Below are 26877 nucleotides of genomic sequence, written 5' to 3'. Positions count from 1 at the left end.
GATTTATTTTCTCCCCCGTCGTCAGTTGCCGATTTTCCGATAGGAACCCGCCAATGTCTCTCACTATTGCCCAACGCCTTGATCGCCTGAAAGTCCGCACTACGGAGCTTGCGTATTGGCGCGACAGGAAAAGTCTCGCAATCGACGGCTGGACCTTCGATGGGGAGCCGATTGCGCATCATCAGGACTGGCCGCATCGCAAAGGGACGGTTCGCTTTGCCGCCAAGGCAACGGCGCCGCAGGACTGGCCGCTTGAACAAATCCGCCTGCAGCTTGATCTTGGCGGCGAGAGCCTGCTGACGCTGCGTTATCCTGATGGCGAAGCGGAGACCTTCGGTCTGGATCCCTATCACCAGGAGTTTCCGATCAAGGGTCGCGACGTCCAGATCGCGACCGAGAGCGTCGCGCGCTTTCCGTTCGGCGAGCCGAACAGGGCGCCGAAGCTGAACAAGGCGCGATTGATCTGGCTGGATGGGGCCGTCCACCGGTTGCATCTTCTGCTGCAGCAGATCGGCGAGGCTGCCGATATTCTCGATGGCCATGAAGCCGTGCCGCATCTGATCGATGCCGCCGAACGGGCGCTGCGCAGCCTCGACTGGCCATCGGACACATCAGCCTATATCTCGCGCACCGCGGCGGGTGCAATGCAGCAGAAGATCTGGGAGCTGCCGGAACTTCAGGACGATCCGGCCGGTCTCAGCGAAGCACAGAGTGCTTCGGCTGCCGCTGCCTATGATGAATTGCTTGCGCAATTGAAAGAGCTTCAGACGCGTTTCCCGCAAAATGGCGAGCTGCTTCTGACCGGCCATGCCCATATCGATCTGGCCTGGCTTTGGCCCTACGGCGAAACGCGCCGCAAGATGCGCCGCACTTTCAACACCGCGCTTTCGCTGATGGAACGCTCCGACGACTTCCGCTTCAACCAGTCGACCGCCCAATATTATGCGCAGATCGAGGAAGATGATCCGGAACTGCTCGAGCGGATCAAAAAGAAAGTTGCCGAAGGCAAGTGGGAAACCGTCGGCGGCATGTGGGTCGAGCCGGATACCAACATGCCCACAGGCGAGAGCCTCGTGCGCCAGGTTCTCTATGGCCAGCGCTATTTCGAAAAGCATTTCGGCCTGCGTCATAGCGTCTGCTGGCTGCCGGATTGTTTCGGCTTTTCAGGTGCCTTGCCGCAAATCCTGCGGCTTGGGGGCATCGATAGCTTCTTCACGATCAAGGTGAACTGGAGCGAAACCAATCACATTCCGTCCGATCTCTTCTGGTGGAAGGGGCTCGATGGCAGCAAGGTGTTAACACATACATTCGACAATCCCATGCAAGGCTACAACGGCTTCGTGCAGCCGGATTGCTTCGTGCCGACCTGGAAGAATTTCCGCGGCAAGACGCAGCACGACACCTCGTTGCTGGCCGTCGGCTATGGCGATGGCGGTGGAGGCGTCACGCCGGAGATGGTCGAGCGTGAGGTACAGCTGCGCGACTTCCCGGCGATCCCGAAGGCGCGCTGGGGGACCGTGAAAGGCTACTACGAAAAGGCGCACCGCACCGCTAAGGAAAAGGAGCTTCCTGTCTGGGATGGGGAGATCTACCTAGAACTGCACCGCGCGACGCTGACGACGCAAAGCGGCGTCAAGCGCAAGCATCGCCAGGCCGAACGCGCCCTGATCACGGCGGAGACGCTGGCCTCGCTCGCCCATATGCTGGGCGCCGCCAAACCTCAAAGTCTTGAGGCCGATTGGCGCGTCGTTCTGAAAAACGAGTTTCACGATATCCTTCCCGGATCGAGTATTCGCGAGGTCTACGTGGATGCCGAGAGGGAACTTGACGACGTGATCGGCAAGGCCAAGGCGGAGCAGGCAAGCGCGCTGAAGACGCTATCGGCCCATCTTCCAGCCGGCGGAGTCGCGGATGCGCTTGTCGTCGTCAACCCCTCTTTGTCGCGGCGTCCGCTCACCGCAGTGCTGTCTGATGGAACGGTTCTGGCCTCCGCCGATCCCATCGCGCCTCTTTCCGTCGCGGTCTTCGATCGCAACGCTATCAGGCCGGCCGGGCCGCTGAAAGCCGATACCCATCATCTCGAAAACGAGCATTTGTCCGTCGTCATCGGGAAGGATGGAGCCGTCTCGAGCCTTGTTCACAAGGCAACGGGGCGGGAGGGGATCGAAGGGGCCGCCAACCAGCTCTGGGTCTATCCCGCCGACAAGCCACGCAACTGGGATGCGTGGGACGTGGATGCCGATTATGCCGAGAAAGGCATCCGGCTCGAACAGCCGGAGAGCATTACCTTGGTCGAGGAGGGGCCGCATCGCGCAGCGATCCGAGTTGTCTATCGATATCGCAACTCGACCGTGACCCAATTGTATGTTCTGACGGCCAATGCCCGTAGGCTGGATATCGAGACGGCCATCGATTGGCATGATCGGCGAACGCTGCTCAGAACCCTGAATCCGGTCGCCGTGCGGTCGCGCACCGCGACTTTCGAATGCGCCTTTGGCGTCGTCGAGCGGCAGACACATACCAACACCTCCTGGGAGCAGGCGATGTTCGAGGCGGCGGCGCATCGGTTCGTCGATCTGAGCGAGCCCGGTTTCGGCGTTGCCTTGCTCAATAATGCCAAATACGGTCATAGCGCCAGCGGCAATGTCATCGGTATGAGCCTCGTGCGCTCGCCGATCTATCCCGACCCACTCGCCGACGAAGGCCAGCAGTGCTTCACCTATGCGCTGATGCCGCATGAGGGCGCCTGGTATGAAGGCGGCGTCCTGTCGGAGGCGATCGATCTCAACCAGCCGCTGGTCAGCATGGAGGCAAGCGGTCTTGCGGCAGGCACTTTGTCACCAATTGACATCGAAGGTATACCGGTCGCCTTCTCAGGCCTGAAGCCGGCCGAGGAAGGGGAGGGCCTTATCCTGCGGCTTTACGAACCGGCCGGCCGGCGCGGCCGCCTGTCGCTGACCCCGCCGTCGGGATGGCAGGTTTCGGGGCCGCTGAACATCCTCGAAGAGCCAATGGAGCGCGCACGCCCTGCCGACATCATGCCGTTCGAAATCCGGACCTGGAAGTTGCAGCGGATCTGACGGCAGATTAATTCGGCGCCCACCTGCTCCAAAGAGCCGCCTTGTCAGCGGCTCTCCAGTAGCCGCATGAGCCGAGTTCCGTGGCCCTGGCATTCATCTGCTTATAATTTATCAGGCCGTATCGGCGCGGCAGATGTTCAAAGAGCAGGTTTTCGGCAACGCTAGGATTGGAAAGCGGGTGAAGTTCCTGATGAATGACCCGGATGCCCGCCTGAAACGCTTCCAGCGGAGAGGACGGATGATAGGCTTTGCCGTCAAAGAGGATGCGGCCATCATCCGGCTTGAAGAAGCCGCCAAGCAGATTGATCAGGGTCGATTTGCCGGCACCGCTTTCACCGAGAAGAATGTGACCCTTTGCCGTTTTGTTAAGCAAGCAGGATGCTCCGGCACTCGGTAAACCACTCCTGTTGGCCTGCGAGATCTCAGCGGGGGAAACAACGTCTTCACCGCAACCGGATTAAAAGATGATGCCGTTGGTTGTGGATGACACTACACCTAAATATTGATGAACTACATGCATGTCTTTCCCCGCTATTGTCCGTGAGACATGTGTTCAGCAGCCTCCGAACTGCATCGGAATTGTCTTACCGCCACATAATTCGTACCTATCAAATACCCAGCGTATTAAGCCAGTCGCTGAAGCTGGATGTCTTCGTCACTCGCGGTAGATGCTCAACCTTGCATTCCCCGCTATGCCTGCGGACTTCGCTTGGGCTGTAGCCGAATTCATGTGTGAAGGCCCTGCTGAAGTTGGCTGCCGATTCGAAGCCCAGATTACTTGCGATATCTGCAATTTTCTGACCATTGTTCAGGTCGGCTAGTGCTGCGCGCGCGGCCAGAAGGCGCCTTCTGCGCACGTAGTTCAAGACGCCACCCGATGCCTGGAACAATTCGTACAGTCTGGTTCGGGAGATTGCCAATTCACGGCTCAACGCTTCCGGCGTGAGCTCCGCTGATCCGAGATTGCTCTGAATAAAGCGGCGCGCTTTCGTCATCAGTCCGATCTCGGAGCTGCGATCGCCGATCGCATGGCCATCCACCAGCGGCGTGACGCTATGAAATATCATCTCTTGCAGCTGGTTGCGTACACTGTGGAGATCATCCCTCGTCAAACGGTTGAGGTTCGCTTCGAGAAAAGCGATGTAGTCGGCCAGCAGCTTGACGCGCGCGCCCCCCAGGACGATGTTGTTGCTTGCTCCAGGCAGTCCGCCATGATCGGCGAACAAATCGCAAGGTAGAATGAGGGTAACGGATTGTGCGCTTATGGTGCGGCCATAAAACGGGCAGCCAAGTGCCCGGATTTCCATCATCCCGGGCTCGTTTTCGACCACATGCCCATTGACGCTGGTCCATGTCTTGCCCGTGCGCAGGAATGTGATTTGCCAATGATCTATGGCGCTGAAGCGTAGTTTCTCCGGAGAGCGTTCATAGCTGAAGGCTGGCGTTTGCTGCTGGATGAGAAGCGCCCCTTCAAGATTCCAGACGGTTTGAGATGCCGCGAACCCTTCTCCGGCCTGGCCGCTTTCGGGAAGATACGCGTCTATCAGCGGCGCCATATGCTTCTGCCAAACCGGGAATTGCTGACTGGGAGCCTCATGGGATGTGGAGAATGGCAGTGACACGAGCTCTGGCACATCCGTGGTCTTGCCGCAAATTGGAGCTTCGGAAATGCGGGGCCACCGGCGCCTTTCGACAAAAGCAGGTTGTCCGGCTGTAGTCTCGGTCTTGTTCCACATCATCGTGGTGGCCTTTCGACAAAACGTGCCAAATCGGCTGGCAGTCGCCGCGGTATCCTTACCGCGGGCGGATGGAGGGGACAGGCACCTATAGGTGATGGACGCCCAAAATGGGTCGCGCGCGGAAAGCACGGGCCTTGTCCGGTTACGATCTTTCCCAATTGTCGCAAAACAGCCTGAATTCCAGTCCATCCGGGCGCCCGCCGGTTGGTGGACGGACATACGGAAAGTGATCGTTTCATGCCTTGAGCAAAGAATTTTGCCTCGCGATGCGCCTTGGCCGGCAAACCAAAGAAGTCTGTGGATGTCTGAGCCGAGGCTCTGTGCATCCGCCGAATGTCGCGCCAAGTTATTATCATCGCAGGCAGCATTGTTGCAGGTCCCCCGCCCGAAGGCTGTAAGGGAAACTAAGCAGATTTCATTAATATTTTCAAGGTATTTATGGAAGTTGCTTAAATATTTTCCGCTGAAATACACGAATGAAACTTGTCAAGGAGGTAAACTTATGGGTTTTTGGAAGAACTCTTGCAATCTATCCGCTGGTAATCGAAAGGCTGGCGTCTCTTTATCGATAATACTTGCGATTGCATCTTCGATGGTCATGCATGAAAATGCAAGTGCTGCCGAAAATGCGCACATAAGGAATAAGACTGTTCAGTTGTACATGAAGAAGTATCAGAAGAACAATGTCGTTTTCTATAGCGGAAGTTCACTTTCCAGGACGACTTCGGTTTCCGCCGAGGATTACTTCAAAGGTTCTCCTTACATCTGCACGCCAAGTGGATTTGGAAGAACGTCGCGTTGCTACAATCGCAGCGCATTTTGAGTTGAGCCGGCTGATGTCACGCACTGCGCGCGGCAAAGAATAGGGGCATTTCCCGGATGGCGGTTCGACGGAACAGGTGAGACGCATGCCGCCCGCTATCCAAATGAAAGCCCCTATGTGAGTATTCGACTTCAACCGGGCAGATGTCTGCGAACATAGTCGCCCGGCCGAAGTTTCAGAACTTCGTCATCATGTTTGATCGGATTATGACGGAACACATACCATTTTCCGCCTGATGCTCGTTTCTGATAGATGATCCCGGCCTTCTTGCGATGCAGGAAGCAGGACACGTTCGGTGCGGCGCTTTTCTTGCTGTACCAGACAGCGCTCATGCAAAGCCTACCGCGATCGGTCGCATACCACATACCCCTTGCGTAGGATTTTTGAGCGCCCGTATGCGACCAGGCCGTAAATCGACGGTGATGACGCGAGAAGAAGCCGGCCCCGTCCTTCCATATCCAGGAACGTCCCGAGTAGAGCTTTTTCAGTTCCTTGGCGCTCATTGGCATGGCTTGATGCGCCGCACGCGCTGTCATTCGATCGATTTGATGCGGTGTCGCCGCGTTCGCGGTGCCGACCAGCAGCATCGCGAACATGGCATTCAGGATGATGAAACGGAACCAAGACATGTGTTTCTCCTTAACCTCTTTCATCATCGCGGTTAATTCAAGAGCGGCGGCGTGGCGACGCGCCAATCCGGCCTGCCCAGACCATCCGGCCAGGGGTAGACTTCACGGTCGTTGAAGTAGACCACCGCTTTCAGGTCGGGGAATTCGGAATGCGGCTTGTTGGCTTCCTCGGCCCACGCGTGAACGTAGGCCTCATTTCCCTGATAGCCCAGTTCCGCGATCACGATCGGCTTCTTGAAGCGCTTCACACGGTCGTAGCCGGGCTTAGTCGCTTCCACGAAAGTCGAATCCCGCCCGAGCTTGCGCTGATCGAACGGCTGGTAACCGAAGACCGACAGCCCGACGACGTCGACGAATGAATCGCCGGGATAATAGGCTTCAAGCCCATCCTTGCCCATCGGCGACCACATATACTTTGCCGTGGGAAGGCTCTTGCGGCAGACGGTGACGGCGTGCCTGTAGGCCTTCACATACTCCTCCGCATTCCAGTAGGCCCAGGTGAACTGCCCGTTCTTCTCATCCATTTCCTGCGCCCAGCGAATGGTAACGGGTGCATTGAGCTTGGCGGCCGCGGAGCAGATCGCCGTCATGTTGGAATCGTAGTGGCCCGCCATAATTCCATTGAGTAGATCGGTAGGCGTGACGCGCCAGTCGCGGGCCCATGACCAGGGCTCGATGGTGATCAGCAGCGAGCGCCCGCGCTTGCGGGCATAATCGTCTGCCGTGCCCAGCGTCGACAGATCGACGTCTTCCCAAGGCAGGAAAAGATGCTCGATCTTCGGATTAGGGTCATTGGAAAAGTCCCCGTTGGGATCATAGGCACCCCCCGGCAGCGATTGAGGAGTGATGATCGGCCTCTTGTCGTTGAAGAGCGGCCGGGTCTCGGCCCTCGCGTCCAAGCCGTTGCTGGCAGCGTATACGCCCCCACACAGGGCGCCGGCCGCAAGCAAGGCCGTCGTTAGTTTTGATAAAGTTTTCATAGCATTGCCTCCTTCCTCTATTCGGTCTTGTGGACGGTCAAAGAGGTCTTCAAGGCCTCCAGTCGTTGTGAGACCAGATCATCGGCGATCAAGTTTGTCGCCTCGTCGGTTTTCTTGGTGACGGGATGGCGAAACACGAACCATGCTCCGCCAGTCTCGCGTTTCTGATAGATTGTTCCATCGAGAATGCGATGGATGAAGCAGGTCTTGGCGGGAAACTGGCCGTTCGTGGCGTGCCAGGTTGCCTCGAGACACAGACGACCGGTGTCTGTCACAGCCCAGCGGCCTTCGGCCCAGGATTGTCCCCCGGTCCCGTCGACCCAGGCCGAAAACCGACGGTCGGTATCCTGCATTCGGCCAGCACCGTCGGGCCAGCGCCAGCTCTTGTCGTGATAGAGCATGTAAAGTTCAACCGCCGTCATGGGTCTTGCTCCATCCGGCACCTTGGTGGTCGTAGCGGCCAAGGCCGTATTGCTCCCCGCTGCAAGTCCAAGCACGATCGCACATGCCAGCGATGCGGCGGGGACCAGGGAGGTCTGTGTCCTTGATGGCTTCATATTGCTTCTCCCGTATCGTGGATTGGAACGAGCTTTGGGGTTGCCGCCTTTACGGCTCGCTGCCGGTTTCGTCGCTTGGCGATATCGCGCAGGCTGCTATTTGTGCTTGCCGACTTACCTATGGAGCAGACGTGAAAGCCAATCCGGCGGGCGGCTTCCGCATCCAGCGCATTTCTCAGATCTATGAGAACAGGCTGGCGCAGTTTCTCCTTGAGTTGGGCCAGATCGATCTTTCGGATGGCGTCCCATTCCGTCATGACCACGACGGCATCCGCGTTTCTCGCGCATTCATAAAGATCTTCGTGGAAATCGACGCTGCTGAGGACTTTTGCTGCATTCTCGATGCCGACGGGGTCATATGCCCGGATGCGGGCACCCAGGCGCTGCAGGGTTTCGATGAGCGGCACGGAGGGCGCGTCGCGCATGTCGTCGGTATCGGGTCTGAAGGTCAAGCCGAGAATGGCGATGGTCAGGCCGTCAATGTCGCCGCCAAGTGCCTTGCTCACCTTCCGTGCCATGCGCCGCTTGCGCATCTCGTTGACGGCAAGGGTTTCCTCGACGATACGCAGCGCCACGCCATGGTCCTGCGCCGCCTGCAACAGTGCAAGTGCGCTTTTGGGGAAGCATGAGCCGCCATAGCCGGGGCCGGCGGCAAGGAGGCTTGCCCCGATGCGCTTGTCGAGTCCCATGCCGAGAGCCAGCTCTCCGACATCGCTGCCCATCTCCTCGCAAAGATCGGCAAGTTCGTTGATGAAGGTGATCTTCGTGGCGAGAAAGGCATTGGCGGCATGCTTGATCAGCTCAGCCGTCCGACGCATCGTGATGATGACGGGCGTATTCTGGCGCTCGATCGGGACATCATAGAGCTCGACAAGCCGTTTGCAGGCCCATTCCTCCTCCACGCCCAGGACGATGCGGTCCGGAGCGAGAAAATCCTGCACCGCAACGCCTTCGCGCAGAAATTCCGGATTGGAGGCGACGGCGAAGGTGCCAGGCGTCCGGACCGAGCTGATGATCCTGTGCACGGCGTCGCCGGTTCCGACCGGCACCGTCGATCTTATCACCACGATACTATCAGCCGAGATAAGCGCCGCTAGCTCGCGCGCTGCCTGGTAAACGAAGGAAAGGTCGACATCCGTCTGTCCTGGATGCGGCGGGGCGGCGATCGCTATGAAGACGATGGCTGCTCCTTCGACTGCCTTTGCGATGTCGCAGGTAAAGTCCAGCCGTCCAGCGGCATAGTTTCGTTCCACCAGCTCGTCGAGATCCGGTTCGTAGATCGGCATCCTGCCGTGACGAAGGGCGGCGATCTTATCGGCATTCTTGTCCACACAGACGACACGATTGCCCCATTCGGCAAAGCATGTGCCGCTGACCAAGCCCACATATCCGGTTCCAATAACAGCTATCTTCATGTGCGTTCCCGCCAATAGCGTCCTTCCCGTCATGAACCTCAATTGTCCGTGTCACTCACGTGCCAGTGCGGATTAAGCACCATTCTGTGCAGTCCACGCCCGCCAATTCCGGCGCCCGCCACCGAAAAGCGATTGTCGAACAGCACGTAGCCGTCGGTGTCCCAAATCAGTGATTGTACTCCAGCGCGGCCGTGCTCCATGATGCCGACAAATGGCAGCGCGGTCAGAGCAAGCAGAGCGCTGGCGAGCGCCGGCCGATAAAAGCGCTTGTTCGCGCCGAGCGTGTTTTCACGTGCATGCTGGACGATGATGACAAGCAGCAGCAAAGTGTAGATGGCGGCATTCATCGTTGCGAAGATATAAAAGCCGCTGCTCTCCTCCGCGCTGACGGCTAGTACCGGCAAGATGGATGCGAGAGAGAGAAGGGCATAGGGTGCAAGGACCCGGAACGGCAGCGGATCGACTTCCGATGTGCCTTTCGGCGTGACGCGGAAATCCACGAACGATCCGGTCGCCCAATCGCGAATGGCAGCCAGAGCGCCCACGAGTGCCCACGGCCAGCGGGCAAACAGGAACAATGTCATCTCCCAGCTCAGGATCCTGGCATTGACCGGCCTGAACGTCCGCGTACTGCGCCAGCGATAAGCGAACAGGATCAGCAGTACGGATTGCGGCACGAAGTGCAGCAGAAAGTCGGGATAGGAGACATCGACGAAGGTCCTGCCTCTAACAAGCGCGATGATGGGCATGACGAACATCAGCGCCATGAAGAGCGAGAAAAGAGAATACCAGAGCTGCGAAAACAGGAACTGGATCTTGAGACGCGGCGGCAGCCGTTTGATCAAGCTTGGTGAATATTGCAGCAGGATCATCATCAGGCTGCGCGACCACTGAAACTCCTGGGTGATGAGATCGGCAAAGGTGCGCGGGCCATCGCCATGCGCAATGGCATCGAGCGCATGAATGCCACGCCAGCCATGCGCATTCATCATCAGCGTGGTGGAGTGGTCTTCCGCCAGCTCTGGGCCTAGTCCGCCTATGCTCTTGAGGGCCTTGGTGCGAACGGCGTAGTGCGAGCCGATGCAAAGCGGCGACAGCCCGTGATTGAACCCCACCTGAAGCGATCCATGCATGCTGGCTTCAGCATAGAGACGGCCGCGTGCCGACCAGCTTTCGCCGGCATTCTGATCGCAGATGCTCGGCGCGGATACATAGCCGACCGCCGGATCGGCGAAGGGGCGAAGCATCTGAAAAAGATAGCCTTGCTCGGGCACATGATCGGCATCGAGCTGCACGACGAAATCATAGTCTTCATAGCCGTAGTGATCGTAGAAGAAGGCAAGATTGCCTTCCTTGCAACGGGTGCGCCGCGGCCAGGTCTGGCGGTGATAATCTTCGCGGCCCCTGCGCGTGGACACCTGGACGCCGTGTTCGCGGCACCAATCCAGCGTCGTGGGTGACGGATCTTCATCCGCGAGCCAGGTGTCGTGCGGCACATTCTGCATCAGCATGGCAGCCAACGTCCGGGCCACCACCGCGAAGGGCTCCGATGGCGCCTTGGTGACCACCATGGCGATGCGGCTGCGGGCGGGAAGCCGCAATTGCCCCGTCGGCTTTTCGGCGCGAAAGAAGACAATGATGAAATAGGCTGGAATGATCGTCACCCAGGCAAGCACCAGGGTCAGCAAGACCGATCCCATCGGGTCGACATGGTGTGCGGGTGTAAGCCACCAGCTCCAGAAATAGACAAGCGCCGCAAGCCATAGCGTGGCGCAAACGACATATTCCGCGCGCTGGCGACCCTGCAGGACCGGCGTCATCAACGCCCTTTCCTTCATTGCTTCAGCTCGTGTCCGGATCGATGTCATCCTCGCATCTCCAGTCCGAAGAAGGGAGCCGCGGTCCGGATGATTGTTTCGATATTCGAATGCAGAGCGTGGAAGCCGAGTTTCTCGGCGGCAAGTTCGGAAGCGGCATAAAGGACGGGCGGATCGCCCGGTCGCTGCCTGTGCATGGCGACGGGAACCTTGCGTCCGCAAACGCGCTCGATCGCGCCGACGATCTCCTTGATCGACGTGCCGTGCCCTGTCCCCAGATTGACGGCAAGATTGTCACCACCAGCCAATAGATACTCGACTGCCAGGACATGCGCCCTGGCGAGATCCAGCACGTGGATATAGTCGCGCACACAGGTACCATCCGGGGTGTCGTAATCGTCTCCATAGACCTCCAAGGTTTCGATCGCGCCGGCCGCCGCCAGCAACGCGCGTGGAATGAGATGCGTTTCGGGATCATGCCATTCGCCGAGTTCCCGTTCCGGATCGGCGCCCGAGGCGTTAAAGTAGCGTAGTGCCACATAGGAAAGTCCGTAGGCGGCTGAATAGTCGGCGAGCATGTGTTCGGCAATCAGCTTCGTTCTGCCATAAGGATTGATCGGTTGAGGCGTCGCGCATTCGCGGATCGGCAGATGGGCGGGAATTCCGTATATCGCGCAGCTCGATGAAAAGATCAGCTTATGGGCTTGCGCGCGGCGGCATGCCTCTAAAACCGACTGCGTGCCGGTGACATTGTTGGCGTAGTATTTCGCGGGATTTTCAACCGACTCGCCGACATAGGCCGAGGCGGCGAAATGTATGACCGCCGCAGGCCTGTGGCAATCGATCGCCTCAACAAGGCGGGGTGTGTCGAGAATATCGCCGTGGACGAAGGGCCCCCAGCGCACGGAGGTCAGGTGGCCCGTCGAGAGATTGTCATAGACGACGGGCTCGAAGCCCTGGCGATGGAGGAGTTTCGCGGTGTGGCTGCCGATGAAGCCGGCGCCACCCACGACGAGTATTTTTTGCCTGGCCATCACGCAACCTCGAAAAGCTCGCTGCTTGGACGAACCAGCTGCCGTTCGAAGTAGGCGACGGTGGACTTCAGCCCATCCGCTAGCGCGACCGACGGTTCCCATCCCAGTTCGCGTTTCGCGACGCTGATGTCGGGCCGGCGCTGACGCGGATCGTCGACCGGCAAGGGCTTATGGACGATCTTCGAGCTGGAGCCGGTGATCGCGATCACCTGTTCGGCAAGATTACGCACGGTAAATTCCGCCGGATTACCGAGATTGACAGGCGTATGGATGACCGTTTGGTCGGCCATAAGGCGGACGAAACCATCGATCAGGTCGGCGACGTAGCAGAACGAGCGCGTCTGGGAGCCATCGCCATAGACCGTGATGTCCTGGCCCCTGAGTGCCTGGACGATGAAATTGGATACGACGCGGCCGTCGTCGGGGCGCATGCGCGGCCCATAGGTGTTGAAGATGCGGGCAATCCTGATGTCGACGCCGTGCTTAGCGTGAAAGTCACGGAAAAGCGTTTCGGCGGAACGCTTGCCTTCGTCGTAGCACGAGCGGGGGCCGAAGGAATTGACGTTGCCCCAATAGTTCTCAGGCTGCGGATGTACCTGGGGATCTCCATAGATCTCCGAGGTGGAGGCCTGGAAGATGCGCGCCTGGTGATGCGCGGCTAGCTCCAGCAGGTTGAGCGAGCCGAAAACGCATGTTTTCATGGTGTGGATCGGATCGGCCTGATAATGTGGTGGAGATGCCGGGCAGGCTAGATTGTAGATCTCGCTGACAGGCAGATCGAGTGACGCTATGACGTCGTGGCGGATAAAGCTGAACGTATCGTAGCGAAGCAGATGCCACAAATTGTCCATCCGCCCGGTTGAAAAATCATCCACGCAGATGACCTCATGACCATCCTGCAGAAGCCGGTCGCAAAGGTGCGAGCCGAGGAACCCCGCGCCTCCCGCAACAAGAATCGTACGTCTCTTGGTATTTTTTGGAGTTATGCCTGCAGATTTGAACGCTATGCCCATCAAACCCTCCCGGTACTTTAGACACGCAGCCGAATATCAAGGCGAAGTAAGACTTCCGCCCTTGTTGTAGGCTGTTTACAACTGGGAATTATTTCTGCAATTTATGGCTATAGTTTACTAACGTTTAACTATGCTGTCGTTATCAAGGAATGCAGAAGTTTTACATTCTGTCCATTTTTGCCGCTATCAGAACCGATGTATTAATTTGAAATAATTTACATTGGATGTGCGATTTAAACTGAAGTTTTCACTATAGAAATTAGATATACATTAGTATCGTGAGATATTTTAGAGATATCAATGAGTATTGTTGTTTATCTCCGTCCTGAATGGCGAAGCCGATAGGTGCAAGGGAGAGTTGACCGAAATTCTGTTTCAAATAAATTCGCGCAATATGTTGTATCACAATGCGCCTCTTCTCCAGCAAGTTTCGTGTCCGCGCGCTGCGCAACGGCGACAAAGCATCGTGGCTCATATGAGATCTTGTAAGCGGATATCCCATAAGGCCGAATGCCCGAACCATGAGCGTTCTGACACCCCGAGGGAGCGGCAAGGATAAGGGCGCGGGCGCTTGATGGCTAGGTCAGGCGCAGATCCAGGCGCGGATGCAGCTTTTTCAGGTTTGGCAATGATTTCATCTGCCAGGGAATTTGCGACGAGCCGCAGACGGTAAGATGAACATCCGGATGCTTGCGCGCCTCTATCGTCAGTTTGGCAAGCAGGTTGATGCCTGAGGAATTCAAGAATTGCAGACCGGTGAGGTCGAAAGTCGCCTTGCCTCCACCCCCATGAAGGATCGTCCTAGCCAGATCATAGACCGGTGCATAGGCATCGGGACCCGCCAGACGCATGGTTCCGTCAAAATACAGAGTGCTGCCTTCGGACCAGACGCGGAATGCTTCTTCTTTGATTTCCATAAAAGGCCTCTCGCTGGTTCACGCCGATGAAATCGCCATTGCGGCATAGGTTTGCAGCTTGATCCGCTTGTGCGGACCATCGTCGTCGAAATGCCAGGCCAGCTGAACCTGGTAGTCGCTCATCAATGTCAACAGTCCTAACCCGGATGCATCGTCGCCGGCAAGAACACTTGCCTCGATCTGTTCTATCAGGAGATCGCCGGGATCGCCGGCCGTAACCCTCAACAATAATTCCTGGAAGCGTTCAGTCGCGTCGCGGTCGATAAAGTTTCCGATCCGCATCCTGAAATGATGGTCATCCCTCAGCGCCTCGATCAGGATCTCGCCCGTGGCGCGGAACTTGATGGAGTTTTCGATGAGCTCGTTGGTCAAATAACCGATATCGTGCCGTACCGTCTTGTATTGGCGCTCGGAAGCACGGAAATCGAGCGCCATCGTTTCCGCGATAAAGTCGGATGTCATGGCCGAATGGCGCCACGCCAGGTGGAGAGGTCCGTCGAACAGGCGAATGCGAAGGGCATTGGTGCCGTCGAACGAAACCAGATGTTCCTTGCCGAAAATTGCTGTCGTCATCTCCTCACCTGTGCCGCATCACCACAAGGGTAATATCGTCATGGATCTTATGGGTCCCGATGTAAGTCATCAAATCGTCGAGTATGCCCTCGACGACTTCTTCCGCAGTCCCGCCATGCAGGCGGCGAGCATCCTCCAAAAGCCTGTCGAAGCCGAACAGTTCACCCTTCGAATTCTCCGCTTCGGTGACACCGTCGGTATGCAGGACTACCATGTCGCCCTTCTCGAAAGATACCTGCCGCGTATCGATAAAGGGAGCTATGTCAGGCTCAAGGCCAACAGGAAGACCGAGATCGCCTGTGTCTATCCGCTCCACCTTGCCGTCTTGGCGAATGATGATCATGTCCTCGTGCTGGCCGGAAATGGTCAATCTCTCGCCGTCATAGTCGAGGAACGACAAGGTGAGATGCTTGTCCGTCCGTGTCCGTTCGATGTTCTTGAAGATGGCGCGATTGAGATCGGTCAGGAATTTTGCCGGATCCATCTCGCCTGCTTCCTGCAGGGCGCGGGCGATCGATTGCACCATCAGCATCAATACGCCGCTCTCCAGCCCGTGGCCGGTCACGTCGCCGATGCCGATCTTGAGGTTGTTCCCGTTCTGCAGGACATCATAGTAATCGCCGCCGACTTCGTCGGCCGGGCGCATGTAGGCGGCGATCTCCAGGTGCTTGATCGCCGTCAGCTCCTTGGCCCGCGGCAGGACCATGAGCTGGATCTGCCGGGCGACATTGAGCTCGGCACCCAGCCGCAGATTTTCGTTCTTCAATTGGCTGTTGAGGGTCGAAATCTCTTCCTTGGCCGCCTCGATCTCCTTGGTCCGGTCCGAAACGAGCTTTTCGAGGTTTTCGGTATGGAAGCTGATATCCTCCGCCATCCGGTTGAATGCGATGCCGGCCTCCGCCACCTCGTCCCGGGTCGAGATATCGACCCTGACCGAATAATCCTTCGCCTGTATGCGTTTGGCGGCGCTCGCCAGCGCGCTGATGCCGCTGGTGACGCGTTTCGAAGCGGCGAAGACCGCCGCCGTGACGATCATCAGCGACACAAGGACCGCCATGATCTGATAAAGCAGGATGCGGTTGGTCGCCCGCGATATCTCATCCTTGGCGGCAATGAGCGAGGCGTAGATCTCGTGCTCGGGCACGACTATCCCGAGCGACATGACTTCGCGTTGCACCGGTCCATCCACCCAAAGATTGGTCGGGCGCAATTGCTTGACGACCGCGAGGTAGGGCACATCCTCTCCCTGCTGGCTGAGGGTGATATGCTGGATCACGCCATCGGCGTCGAGCGGCAGCTTGGTGATCGCCGTTTGGGTGCTGTTGCGCAAGGATCGATCGACGCCGGTGACGCCCTTGGCGGCGGCATCGTTGGCGGCGCGCAAGCCGATGACCTTCTCGCCCACGGGATTGATCGCGACGACATTTCCATTCGACATGGCAAGGAAGCCGAAGCCGGTCTGGGCGACTTTCACATGCTCGACGATTTCGGCAAGTTGTGTGAGCGTGATATCAGCGCCAGCGGCACCGGCCAGGCCATGCCGATCCGGCGTCCAGAGCGGATGAAAAAAGCTGACGATCAGCTTGCCGGTGATGGCGTCGGTATAGGGAGCGGTCTGGGTGATGTAATCGGCAACCGGCCGTGACGACGGGTTGGAAGCCCATTGCTGCCAGGATTCGTAAAGGCCTGGAAAGAAGAATGTCCAAAAATCGGCGCTGTTATGGCCGGGATAAAGCCGGTCGAAAGTCTGTGCCTGCGTCGTATAGGGAGCGGTCCGGAAAATCGGACGCTCCCTAGGCCCGATATAATACATCTGCAACTTCGACGCGCCGTTATGCAGCAATGAAGGGGCGACCAGATCGAGCACCGCGCTCCATTCTATGTCTGCCTGCACCTGGGGCGGGGGATGGTGATCCTTATCGAGCAGGTACCCCCAGACACTGATGACGGAGGGCGTGCCGGGCAAGTTCTGTGACCACTGGCCAACCGGGTCGTAGGACACTGTTACCGCGCCCGGGGATGCCCTGCTCATGGCGGCCCCCACATCCACGCTTCGCGCCGGGTTGTCGATCTGTCCCTGCAGCACGCCCGCCAGCGCCTTCACGTCGGAATGGACCTGGTCGATCAGCAGGCCGACCTCCGCGGCGGTCGAATCCGCATAGGAGCGAATGTAATCCTGGCTCGCCTTCTCCAGGCCTTGCCCCACTTCCGTCGTGGCGTTGCGCGAAAGACGCTGGACGTTCCACAGTGCAAGGCCGCCGCTGACGAGGAGGTCGAAAAGAACCGCTCCCCCGACCACGAGTAGAAATTTGGCGCGAAAGGAGCGCAGTCCGAGCCGTTGCTTGGCGGTTGACGCGTCTGTCATAGCGGTTTCTGTCCCGAGGAAGCCCAGATCGGCCAGCCGGCATAGCCTCTTGGATGGAGCGCGGCAAAAATATGATCCGCGAAACCTTGTTTGAATCGCTCGATGAATGCGGCCGAATCCCCTCTTCGGACCGCCATCTCATCTGCGTAGACATTCCGCCACGCCGTGATGATGTCGGCGAAATCCTGGGGATCGCCGTCGAGATTGGTGACCATGAAGCTTTCCATCCGCACATCCTTGAAGCCGGCATCCAGCAGCATGCGGCGGCCCTTGGGACCCATTTCGACATCCATGTCGAAATGGGCAAACAGCTTCGCGACCTCGTTATAAGTCCATTGGATGCTGTCGGCTCTGGGCTCGCCAAGACAATGGGAGTTCTTCTCGTTGGTGATGTAGACCCTGCCGCCTGGCTTGCATATCCGATAGAGTTCGCGCAGCAGAATATCCGGACGGTCGAAGATCTGCAGCGAATGCCTGCAGGTCACGAAATCGAACTGGTCGCTCTCGAACAGCATCTGGGATGCATCGCCATAGGTATATTCGATGTCGCGGACATCGAAGTCGTCCGCGACCTTGCGGGCATATTCCAGGCTCGGCACCGAGTGATCGAGGGCAACGATCCGCGCCGGCCTGAAATCCTTTCGCAGCAGCATGGCGAAATCGCCGATGCCGCAACAGATGTCGGCAACATGCAAACCTTCACGAAGGCCGTGTCGCGGCAATATCTCGCGTTCGTGCCGCCAGGTCATCTTGGTCTGGGTTCGGAGGATCGGGATGAAGCTCTGGTTCTCCACGAATGTCTGCCCGGGATAGAAGGCGGAATCATAGATCTCGACGACGATGTTGGGCGACAGATCGCTCAAATGGCGAAACAGCCGCGATGCCCATGCAACGACGCTCGAGGCGACGACCGTCAGTTTGAGATCCGGCCTCGACCGGGTGGCATCGAGGAGTGCATGCGTCAGGGCGCGGAACGCCGTGTTGTTCATGTGGATGACGCGCTTCAGATTGATGTAGCAGACACCGTTCACCGTCTCGATACCGTTTCGCAGCAGGGCGAGATCATCGGCGAGCTCGGCAACCGAATGCGGTCTGAGGACTCCCGACAGGGAGAATTCCTGATTATTGGCATCGAATTGCGCTGTGAAACGGCTAGAGGAGGGGTTGTTCAATTGAGTAGCCTTTCGAGTGCGAGATCCACCACGAAAGTCATCACGCCTGTATCCTGATCGAACAGCCCGATATCGGCATCGTAATTGACGGCCAGGCCAAGAAGGATCGCATGCTCGGCACGCGCGGCGTCATCGGTGATGACATCGAGATAGTTTGCAAGCGCCTGGCCGTTTCCGATTCGCTCGACGATTGCCTGATATGAATCGCGTTGTTCGGCCGAGCAGGGAAAGGTCAGTTCGATTCGCTCGATCAAGCCATTCCGGTAGAAGCGGCAGGTAAGAGTACCGCCGCTTTCCCTGGTATGGAACGACATCTCGAAGAGTTCATTCAGGGCTGACGAAAGCAGGTTGGCATGACGGATGGGATCGTGGCGATCGTGGCTGACCATGCGTGCCACATAAGCGGCGCATTGGTCGCAACGCGACCAGTCCGCCACCAGGGTCGCCATCTCCATCTCCAGCTCAAGCAATGGCTCGAAAGCCGCGTCCACTTGCACCTCCTCCATGGTACCCCCTCGAGAAATTCCCGAACGAAATGCGAAACTCACGGGCTGGCGTGATATTCGTCGAATGTGGTGGCCGGCTGAGTGCGCGCACCCCGCCTTATGAAATCATCGAGCTTGTCGGCGCTGAGCGGAGGGCTGATGCTATAGCCCTGCAGGCGGTCGCAGCCTTCTTCCCGGAGCCAGGCTGCCTGTTGCTGCGTTTCGACGCCTTCCGCGGTCACCCGCATGTCCAGGCCGTGGGCGAGCCCGATCACCGAGCGCACAATGGCTTGGCTTTTGCCGTCCTGCAACATATCCCTGATGAAGTAGCGATCGATCTTGATCGTATCGAAGGGAAAATTCTTGAGATAGCTGAGCGAGGAATATTCCGTGCCGAAGTCATCGAGGGAAATCTGGATACCGAGCACGTTCAGCGTGTTCAGCGTGTCCAGATTGTTGGTCGTTCGTTCCAGAAGCACGCCTTCGGTGATTTCCAGCTCCAGGCGCTCGGCTGGAAATCCGACGATATCGAGCGTTTGGGAGATGCGATCGGTCAGGCCCGGCGTCAGGAATTCCGCCGGAGAAAGGTTCACTGCAAGCGTATAATGCGCCGGCCACGCCAAGGCCTCGCGGCAGGCTTCTTCCAGCATCCACTGACCGATTTCGCGCATGAGACCGTCGGCTTCCGCCATGGGAATGAAAGCTGCCGGCGGAATGATCCCGAGGGTCGGATGCCGCCAGCGCAGCAGCGCCTCGAAGCCGACTATATGGGACGAAGACTCCACCAGCGGCTGATATTCGATGAAGAACTCGTCGCGTTGCAGTGCCACGCGCAGGCTGCGCCGCAGCAGCTCCCTTTGTTCGACCACGATCAGCATGGCCGGATCGAAAGTCCGCGCCCGCCGTCGTCCCTCTTTCTTGGCGGCATAAAGGGCGACATCGGCAGCCTTCATCAGCTGCTCCCCCTCGTTGCCGTCGCGCGGCGCAATTGCAATGCCGACGCTCACGCCAACGAAAAGAGAGATGCCGTTGACCGTGAACGGCTTCTTGAATTCGGTCACCAGCGCGTCTGCCAGCCGTTCCGCCTCGAAGGCACGCTGCGGTCCGACCTGGATGACGGCGAATTCGTCGCCGGCGAGACGGTAGACCGTTCCGCCCTCGCCGAGCGCTTCCTTGATTCGTTCGGCGGCGAGTTTCAGCACGATGTCGCCGGCACCGTGGCCGAGCGTGTCGTTGACGGGCTTGAAGTCGTCGAGATCGAGCTGCATCAGCGCCGGCCCGATCTTGCCGCGCGCTGGAAGGAGTTGCGCCAGCGCCGTACTGAATTGGCGGCGATTGGGCAACCCGGTCAACGCGTCGTGTGTTGCCTGATGGATCAGCCGCGCTTTTTCACTGTCTTCGGATGACAGGTTCCCACTCGAGCTTGCCCCGTTGGTTTCGACAATCAGGAGGCCTACTCGAATGTAGGAGATGAGAACGTTGCGTTTTCCTCGCCTCGGATCGTCGAGCGGGATCGTGCGAGCTTCACCCGTATCGATTACCTGACGGATGAGCTCGGCAAGCGCCGGTTTTGCAAGTGCCGGATAGGCCTCCCACAATGTCACCTCGCTTCGGGACGCAGCGCCGATATGCTCTTTGAATCCCTTAGAGGAGTCGAGCAGTTTGAGATCGAGGTTCCAAAGCGAAATCATCGCCTCTAAACCGTTGTCGGATTCGGACTCATATGGAATTTGCTGCGACCGATCCACTCGGTTCTCAGGCATATGGCCTCGTCCTCCCCAAGCCGGCCACACAAATCCGGCCATTGTCCAGTTTGAACTGGTCCGTTGGCATCGAATCATGCGCATCAACAATCGCAGTCTCATCGAGCGTGCGGGCGCAAGTTATAACTTACCAGAACGCGATAGCCGCTTTAAGCGAGTATATTACGAGATCTTCATATTTAGCAATGATTGCTAAGACATGTGCAGATTAAATCGAACCGCGGCGATATTGTCTGTTTCATTTTGAGTGCCGGGAGATTGCGCTCCCAGATCGCAGGATGCGTTTAGATTGCAGTGCTTCCATCGGGTGATTTCGATGGCTCCATGGTTTGATTCGCGGAGCGTCCTCTTTTCTGACCGACGCCGGTGGCCGCCGTCCCGCCGACTTCTACTGAAGTGTCCTGCTTTGCGGCTCCATCGCAAGGACCGGCAATTGCGCTTCGCGGCCTCCTTGAACGGCAGGGTGGCTGCGAAGCCTTGCGGCCTTGCGGATCAACAACTCCTCATTGATGATCGCTTGCATGCTCGCGGTGAATTTACGCGGACTGAACTGTTCCGCATGCGCTTGCAGTGTTTCCGGGTGAAAGCGGTGCTGCATGGCCTCGAAATCGATCACGGCCTTGATCAGCGCGTCGACGGACTGCTGATCGAAGAGAACGCCGGTCACGCCCGGCGCGACCGTTTCCAGCGCTCCGCCACTTCCGTAAGCGATAACGGGTCGCCCGCTGGCCATCGCTTCCACCGGAACCATGCCAAAGTCCTCCTCGCCGGGAAAGACCAGCGCACGGCAGCGGGCAAGCTTTTCCCTCAATATTGGAAATGGGGTCCGGCCGAGAAAAGTGATTGATGGACCGGCGATACGTTTGAGCCCCTCCGCTTCGCTGCCTTCGCCGATGACGACCAGTTGGCGATTCATCCGGGTAAAAGCCTTCACCGCCAGATCAATCCGCTTGTAGGGAACCAACTGGCCGGCGCAGAGATAAAAATCCTCGATCGATGGCGCCGGCGTGAAGTCGTCGACATTGACGGGTGGATAGACCACGGTCGCGGGCCGTCGATAATACTTGCCGATGCGGTCGCAGACATGATGCGAGTTGGCGATAAAGCGATCGACGCGCATGCTCGTATTGACGTCCCAGGAGCGCAGCATCGGCGCCAGCATCGGCAACATGAGCCGGGATGCGAGGCCTGCATGGGATCGATAGAAGTGATAATGATCCCAAAGATAACGCATGGGGGAATGGCAATAGCAGATATGCGTTGCCCGCGGCGGCGGGATGATACCCTTGGCCGGGCCGGATTCGCTGGAAATGATCAGATCGTAGCCGGTGAGGTTGAAGCTCTCCAACGCGAAGGGCATCAGCGGCAAGAGCGATTGGTAGGTCTTGGCGGCACCCGGAATCCGCTGAAGGAAGGAGGTGAAAATCTTGTGCCTGCGAATCTTCTCGGAGACACGGCTTTCATCGTAGACGAGAGTGAAGATATCGGCGTCCGGATACATGTCGCAGAGCGCCTCGACCACTTTTTCTCCGCCGCGCATCGATACCAGCCAATAATGCACGATCGCTACCCGCATTGCTCTTCCCTCCATGGGCCGAAACAACATTGGGCAGCCGGCAACTTTTACGACAGGGCCTACATCGGTTCACCGCGGCATACAAATGGCCGAAGGGAGTGACCAAAAGATTTAGCTGCCGGTGTGTGCCTGCACACAAGGATATGCCCATCCGACCAAGAGACGGCGGCGTCGCCTACCCCCCTGCCAGAAATGATAAGCCCTGTTGCTTCGGTAGGGGGTTTACACGTTATGCGTTCAGCTGCTGATCTCGCTCCATGGCGCCTTTTCCGTGTGATGGCGCAAGCGATCAAGAAAGCGAGATTTCGACTCATGTCCAGAGTGCGCGCTTCAGCTTACCATTCCATCTCCAGGCCATCTCGATTGATGGCGCCCTGGTTGATGGCATTACTTCTTTCCGGCGTGGGGATGCATGGCATGGCGGGTGCTGCGGCCGCCGACGCCTATCGTGTCGGGCCTCAGGCGCGGATCAAGATCGCCATCGTCGAATGGATCGCTGCAACCGGCGAATACAAGGAATGGACCGCGCTGAACGGCGAATATGTCGTATCGCAATCGGGTTCGGTCTCAATTCCGATGATTGGAGAAATGCGGGTCGGCGACAAGACCGTCGAGGACATCAGCGCCGATATCGGCGACAAGCTGAAGCAGATCACCGGTCTGGCGCTTGCGCCGACCGCTTCGGTCGAGATCGTCAAATATCCGATGATCTACGTGTCCGGCGCTGTCGAAAAGCCGAGCGAGCTGGAGTTCAGGCCCGGCCTGACGGTGAAGCAGGCGGTTGCCATGGCGGGCGGGCGTGAGCGTCGGTCCAGCCAGACCGGTGACTACTCGGAGGCGCAGCAGGTCAGCTATGCCGGCGAGATCAGCCGGATGGAGCTGCAACTGAAACAGCTCGGCGCCCGGCGGGCCCGCCTGATGGCCGAGCTCAACGATCAGCCGGCGATCACATTCCCGCCGGAGATCAAGGCCGCTCCCGAGGGATCGGCCATCTGGCAGATCATGACGAGCGAAGTAGACCTGTTCAATGCCAGGGCGGATGCTCTGCGTCAGCAACTCGCCGCCGCCGCGGATCTGGAAGTGCTGCTGCGCAACGAAATCAACATCCTTGATGAGAAAATGTCGTCGCAGGACGAGCAGGTGAAGATCGCGCAGGACGAGTTGAGCGACATTTCCAAGCTGGTCGACACGAAGATTCTGACCACCTCTCGGAAAACCTCGCTGGAGCGGATCGTCGCCGAGATGCAGGCAGGCAAGCTGGATCTTGTCGTTGCTTCGATGCAGGCAAAGCAGAAGCTGAGCGAGACCGAACGTGACGCGCTCAATCTCAAGGGCCAGCGCAAGACCGATGCCGGCCAACTGCTGCAGACTACCGAGACCGAAATCGAGGACACCAAACTAAAGCGAAACACGACGCTGCAACTTCTGCAGCTTTCGGGCGCTTCGCTTTCGAGAATTCAGAGCATGAAAGCGCTCGATCTCCAGCCGATGGAATACTGGATCACCCGCAACGGCGACGAGGCCAATGCGATCAAGGCATCGGAAGCGACCGCGCTGCAGCCGGGGGACGTTCTGGATGTGCGCTACAATATTTCCGGAAGCCTGGACGGCACGGCGCTTTCGTCTGCCGATACCGGCCAATCTCAATAGTGATAAGCGAGCAATGTGGGGCGACAATCATGGCAATTCACGAGATCGGTAAGGGCTTACGCAGCATTCCTTCGAGCGCCAAGGGGACAGGGGGCAGCGAATATATCTCCTTTCGTGACGTCTGGCGTTTCCTGCAGCGCCACTGGATGATCTTCGCACTGTTTACGGGGGCGGGTCTCGGCATCGGCGGTTTCTACATGGCGACGACGCAGCCGGTCTATCTGGCGACCACGCGGCTCGTCATGGATCCAGACCAAGGGCGCATCGTCTCGCAGGACGCCTTCACCGGAACGGTCATCATCGAGGCGGCGGAAATTGCGAGCCAGGTCGAGATCGTCAAATCCGAGGCGATCGCGCGCGCGGTCGTGCAGAAACTCAATCTCACGGAAGATCCGGAAATAGTCGGCGGCATGTCCTGGCAGGCGACGCTGCATGACAAGCTGCGCACACTCTTCAGCTACTTCAAGCACGGCGATGATGGCGGCGCGAAAGCGGAAACCACGGAGGATGATCTCATGCGCCGCACCATGGCCTCCTTCCTCTCCAGGGTCGAGGTTACCCGCGTTGGCCAATCCTACATTCTTGAGATCGGATATAGTTCGGTCGATCCGCAAAAAGCGGCTTTGGCGGCGAACGCGATTGCAGAGGCCTATATCAGCACCGGCCTGTCGGAGCGGGCTTCCGCAGCGCAAAGTGGAGCCAAATGGCTGGAGACACGTTTGATCGAAGTCGGACGACAGGCTCGCGAGGCAGCTATGAATGTCGAGGAGTTTCGCGCCAAAAACGGCATCATGGAGATCAGCACGTCGTCTTCCCTCGATCAGCAGCAATTATCGGAGATCAGTAGTCAGGCAGTTGCGGCCAAGGCACAGACGGCGGCGGAATCAGCCAAGCTCGCGACACTCAACCAGCTGATGTCGGGTGGCAAAGTCGAAGGCGATGTCGACGAGACGATGAACAATCCGCGCATACAGAAGCTGCAGGAGGATCTCGGAGCTGCGACGATCAAATTGAACAACCTTACCGGCAGATATGATGCCGATAATCCCGCCATCATTGCCGCGCAGCAGGAAATCGATCGAATAAAGGGAGATATGCGCAAGGAGTTCGAGCGTATCCAGGCAGTCCACAAGGTGAATCTGGAAGTCGCCCAAACCCGCGAAAAGCTGCTCAGCGATGAATTGGCGTCGCTCAAGGACGCCGGAACGGACAAGAATCTGGCAAGGGTGGAGCTGTCGGAGATGGAAAGCCGCGCCACCACCTACCGACGGATGTATGAAAGCATCCTGCAGCAGCTGATTGGCGCGCTGCAAAAGGAATCGTTTCCGCTCGGCAATGTTCGTGTCGTGACCGCGGCCGCCGTGCCGCTGGCAAAGAGCTGGCCGAAGTCCTCCTTCGTCCTGCCCTTCACGGCCATGCTCGGCCTTGCGGCCGGCGTCATGGCGGCGCTTTTGCGGGACGGCTTGGATCGCCGCGTCAGCTCCAGTGAAAAGCTGCGGCGGGAATTGGGGATCAGCTCTCTTGGCCACGTGCCCGTCTACGTGAGCCCGTCCTTCCTGCCGGGAAGAATGGCGGCCGCCAACGCCGGCTGGCGACGAACGATGCTGCCGTTGAGATCCGTGCTCGATACGCCCTATTCGCAATTTTCCGAAGCCTTGCGTGGCGTCAAGCACTCGATCGATTCCGCATTTCCGCCGAACGCACCCATGGTGATCGGCATCACCTCGGTCGGCACCGGCGAAGGCAAGACCACGATCGCGACCAATCTCGCGCAACTCTATCAGCACGAAGGTGCATCCGTTGTGCTCGTCGACGCCGATTTTCTCAATGCGAGACTGAGCTGCGTGGTGACCGAAGCCGGCACGGAGTTCGGCATGGAGGCCTTGAGCATCAACGATGTCCCGCGCCGCTATGCCGTCGCCCATGAAGGCGGCCTGCTTGTCGCGAAGGCCGAGCATGAGCCGGAGGCGGAGGTCATGCAGGCCCATGGTGGCGTCCCGGTCGTCACCGTCGACGAGACCGAAAAATCCGTGACCGCTTTTCAGCGCTATGGGCATCTGCCCGCGCTGAAGGCTGAGATCGACTTGTTGCGCCGGCGATACAAGGTCGTCATCGTCGATATGTCTGCCTTCGAGGATTCTGCCGATACCCGCGTCATCTGCACCTATCTCGAGGGCATTGTCGTCGTCGTCGGGCAGACGAACAAGATGACGGTGGAGAGGCTGTCGGACGCGCTGGCAAGTTTTGGCACGACAACGATCAATATCCTCGGCATCATCGCCAATCGCAGCCATGAGAGGCGCCACCGCCAGGACAAGCGTCTTTGGCGCAGCCGTCAGGACCGCCGCCAGGTGCGTGCGTCGGTGCGACGACTTACGGGCAGCGTAACGGGTCGGCCCTTGAAGATCACGCTCGGTGTCGCAAGTTCCGGTCGCCGCGATATCCTGTCGTCCATCCTCCCCCATGTGGCCAGCCAAACCCGGAAGCCGGACGAGATCGTCATCTGCCTTTCCTCGCCGGAAGACATCGATCCGAGCTGCCTTAGAAATCTCGACATTCCCGTGCGGGTGCTTATCAGCGAGCGCGGGCTCTGCCGTCAGCGCAATCGCATCCTCGACAGCGTTCAGGACGCGGATATCGTCCTTTTCCTCGATGATGATTTTCTGATGACGCCTGCCTATATCGAGGAAACGGAACGACTGTTTCAGCTGCAGCCGGATGTTGCCATGTGCACCGGCACGGTCCTGGCCGACGGCATTACCGGACCGGGTATTTCTGTTCGTGACGGCTTACGATTGGTCAGCTCGGAGCGCCGCCGCCGCTCCGAGCCCTCAATGCAAATCCGATCTGTTTACAATGCCTATGGCTGCAACATGGCGATCCGCATGGCCATCGTCAAAGCCGCGGCCCTGCGTTTCGACGAGAACCTGCCCTTCTATGGCTGGCTCGAGGATGTCGATTTCAGCAGGCTCGTGGCCCATTACGGCCAGGTCGTCAGCGTCAAGCAACTCGAAGGCGTTCATCTCGGCACGAAAGGTGGCCGACCGGGCGGCGTTCGTCTTGGCTATTCGCAAATAGCCAACCCGCTCTATCTCATGCGCAAGCGCACGATGAGCGTGCCGCAGGCAACAATGCAGATCGGCCGCAATCTCGCGGCTAACCTCGTCAAAATCTGGCGACCGGAGCCTTGGGTCGACCGCAAGGGCCGCCTTAAAGGCAATGTCATCGCGCTTCGTGATCTCCTCAAGGGAAGGTTGGCGCCGCAAAACATCGAAGCGCTGGATTAATC

18 protein-coding genes and 2 pseudogenes are annotated in these 26877 nt (G+C 58.4%); 4 read left to right on the top strand and 16 right to left on the bottom strand.

The genetic code is table 11. The features are described from left to right. Positions 1-53 precede the first annotated feature (53 nt). The gene (locus I8E17_RS29095; RefSeq protein ID WP_113397239.1) at positions 54-3080 is read left to right on the top strand and encodes a glycoside hydrolase family 38 C-terminal domain-containing protein; all 3027 of its coding nucleotides are present in this window, start codon (positions 54-56) and stop codon (positions 3078-3080) included. A gap of 73 nt (positions 3081-3153) precedes the next feature. Here the strand turns inward: I8E17_RS29095 and I8E17_RS29090 are convergent. Further along, positions 3154-3453 (bottom strand): annotated as a pseudogene (locus I8E17_RS29090) (ATP-binding cassette domain-containing protein); the annotation flags it as partial. On the opposite strand from I8E17_RS29090, the pseudogene I8E17_RS29085 reads away from it, so the two are divergent. After that, positions 3437-3541: pseudogene (locus I8E17_RS29085) on the top strand (LacI family transcriptional regulator); the annotation flags it as partial. The pseudogenes I8E17_RS29090 and I8E17_RS29085 sit on opposite strands and share 17 nt — an antisense overlap. 147 nt (positions 3542-3688) lie before the next feature. On the opposite strand, the gene I8E17_RS29080 reads toward I8E17_RS29085, so the two are convergent. The 15 genes from I8E17_RS29080 to I8E17_RS29010 form a co-directional block, all read right to left on the bottom strand. After that, on the bottom strand, positions 3689-4636 hold the full coding sequence (locus I8E17_RS29080) for an AraC family transcriptional regulator (protein WP_229002222.1): 948 nt from the start codon (positions 4634-4636) through the stop codon (positions 3689-3691). A gap of 1137 nt (positions 4637-5773) precedes the next feature. Continuing rightward, complete coding sequence (locus I8E17_RS29075) at positions 5774-6337, bottom strand: DUF995 domain-containing protein (protein WP_229002221.1); 564 nt, start codon at positions 6335-6337, stop codon at positions 5774-5776. After that, a complete protein-coding gene (locus I8E17_RS29070; protein WP_069615108.1) occupies positions 6304-7251 on the bottom strand; it encodes a glycosyl hydrolase in 948 nt (315 codons plus the stop codon). Before I8E17_RS29070 ends, I8E17_RS29075 begins: the two co-directional genes overlap by 34 nt. A gap of 17 nt (positions 7252-7268) precedes the next feature. Continuing rightward, positions 7269-7808 carry a DUF995 domain-containing protein gene (locus I8E17_RS29065; protein WP_112723855.1) on the bottom strand — a complete coding sequence of 180 codons (540 nt, stop codon included), beginning with the start codon at positions 7806-7808 and terminating at the stop codon, positions 7269-7271. Next, on the bottom strand, positions 7805-9223 hold the full coding sequence (locus tag I8E17_RS29060) for a UDP-glucose/GDP-mannose dehydrogenase family protein (protein ID WP_069615110.1): 1419 nt from the start codon (positions 9221-9223) through the stop codon (positions 7805-7807). Before I8E17_RS29060 ends, I8E17_RS29065 begins: the two co-directional genes overlap by 4 nt. A gap of 38 nt (positions 9224-9261) precedes the next feature. Then, on the bottom strand, positions 9262-11091 hold the full coding sequence (locus I8E17_RS29055; RefSeq protein WP_113367491.1) for a glycosyltransferase family 2 protein: 1830 nt from the start codon (positions 11089-11091) through the stop codon (positions 9262-9264). Next, complete coding sequence (gene galE / locus I8E17_RS29050) at positions 11088-12074, bottom strand: UDP-glucose 4-epimerase GalE (RefSeq protein ID WP_112723852.1); 987 nt, start codon at positions 12072-12074, stop codon at positions 11088-11090. The genes I8E17_RS29055 and galE overlap by 4 nt, the downstream gene beginning before the upstream one ends. Continuing rightward, positions 12074-13087: a UDP-glucuronic acid decarboxylase family protein gene (locus I8E17_RS29045; RefSeq protein WP_069615113.1), complete on the bottom strand. Its 1014-nt coding sequence runs from the start codon at positions 13085-13087 to the stop codon at positions 12074-12076. Before I8E17_RS29045 ends, galE begins: the two co-directional genes overlap by 1 nt. Positions 13088-13665: 578 nt before the next feature. Continuing rightward, complete coding sequence (locus I8E17_RS29040) at positions 13666-14004, bottom strand: hypothetical protein (protein ID WP_069615114.1); 339 nt, start codon at positions 14002-14004, stop codon at positions 13666-13668. 18 nt (positions 14005-14022) lie between these two features. Continuing rightward, complete coding sequence (locus I8E17_RS29035) at positions 14023-14577, bottom strand: ATP-binding protein (protein ID WP_113367489.1); 555 nt, start codon at positions 14575-14577, stop codon at positions 14023-14025. Between the two features lie 4 nt (positions 14578-14581). Beyond that, complete coding sequence (locus tag I8E17_RS29030; protein WP_113367488.1) at positions 14582-16942, bottom strand: SpoIIE family protein phosphatase; 2361 nt, start codon at positions 16940-16942, stop codon at positions 14582-14584. Then, the gene (locus I8E17_RS29025; RefSeq protein ID WP_069615117.1) at positions 16939-18114 is read right to left on the bottom strand and encodes a class I SAM-dependent methyltransferase; all 1176 of its coding nucleotides are present in this window, start codon (positions 18112-18114) and stop codon (positions 16939-16941) included. Before I8E17_RS29025 ends, I8E17_RS29030 begins: the two co-directional genes overlap by 4 nt. Beyond that, on the bottom strand, positions 18111-18620 hold the full coding sequence (locus tag I8E17_RS29020; protein WP_069615118.1) for a ubiquinone biosynthesis methyltransferase UbiE: 510 nt from the start codon (positions 18618-18620) through the stop codon (positions 18111-18113). Before I8E17_RS29020 ends, I8E17_RS29025 begins: the two co-directional genes overlap by 4 nt. Positions 18621-18658: 38 nt before the next feature. Beyond that, positions 18659-20362: a bifunctional diguanylate cyclase/phosphodiesterase gene (locus I8E17_RS29015; RefSeq protein ID WP_219511749.1), complete on the bottom strand. Its 1704-nt coding sequence runs from the start codon at positions 20360-20362 to the stop codon at positions 18659-18661. Positions 20363-20750: 388 nt separating this feature from the next. Beyond that, positions 20751-21938 (bottom strand): glycosyltransferase, encoded by a 1188-nt coding sequence (locus tag I8E17_RS29010; protein ID WP_113367486.1) that lies wholly within the window; start codon positions 21936-21938, stop codon positions 20751-20753. 381 nt (positions 21939-22319) lie between these two features. Here I8E17_RS29010 and I8E17_RS29005 point away from each other — a divergent pair, with 381 nt between their 5' ends. Together I8E17_RS29005 and I8E17_RS29000 are read left to right on the top strand one after the other, a co-directional pair. Continuing rightward, entirely contained in the window at positions 22320-23588 is a 1269-nt protein-coding gene (locus I8E17_RS29005; RefSeq protein WP_229002220.1) for a polysaccharide biosynthesis/export family protein, read from the top strand. Between the two features lie 29 nt (positions 23589-23617). After that, positions 23618-26875, top strand: coding sequence for a GNVR domain-containing protein (locus tag I8E17_RS29000; protein WP_229002219.1), 3258 nt, complete (start codon positions 23618-23620; stop codon positions 26873-26875). Positions 26876-26877: the final 2 nt, after the last annotated feature.

Source organism: Rhizobium sp. AB2/73, from assembly GCF_020871915.1.
Classification (GTDB): Bacteria; Pseudomonadota; Alphaproteobacteria; order Rhizobiales; family Rhizobiaceae; genus Rhizobium; species Rhizobium dioscoreae.
Note: the sequence above shows the minus strand (reverse complement) of the source record. Positions and strands in the feature narration are given on the sequence as shown.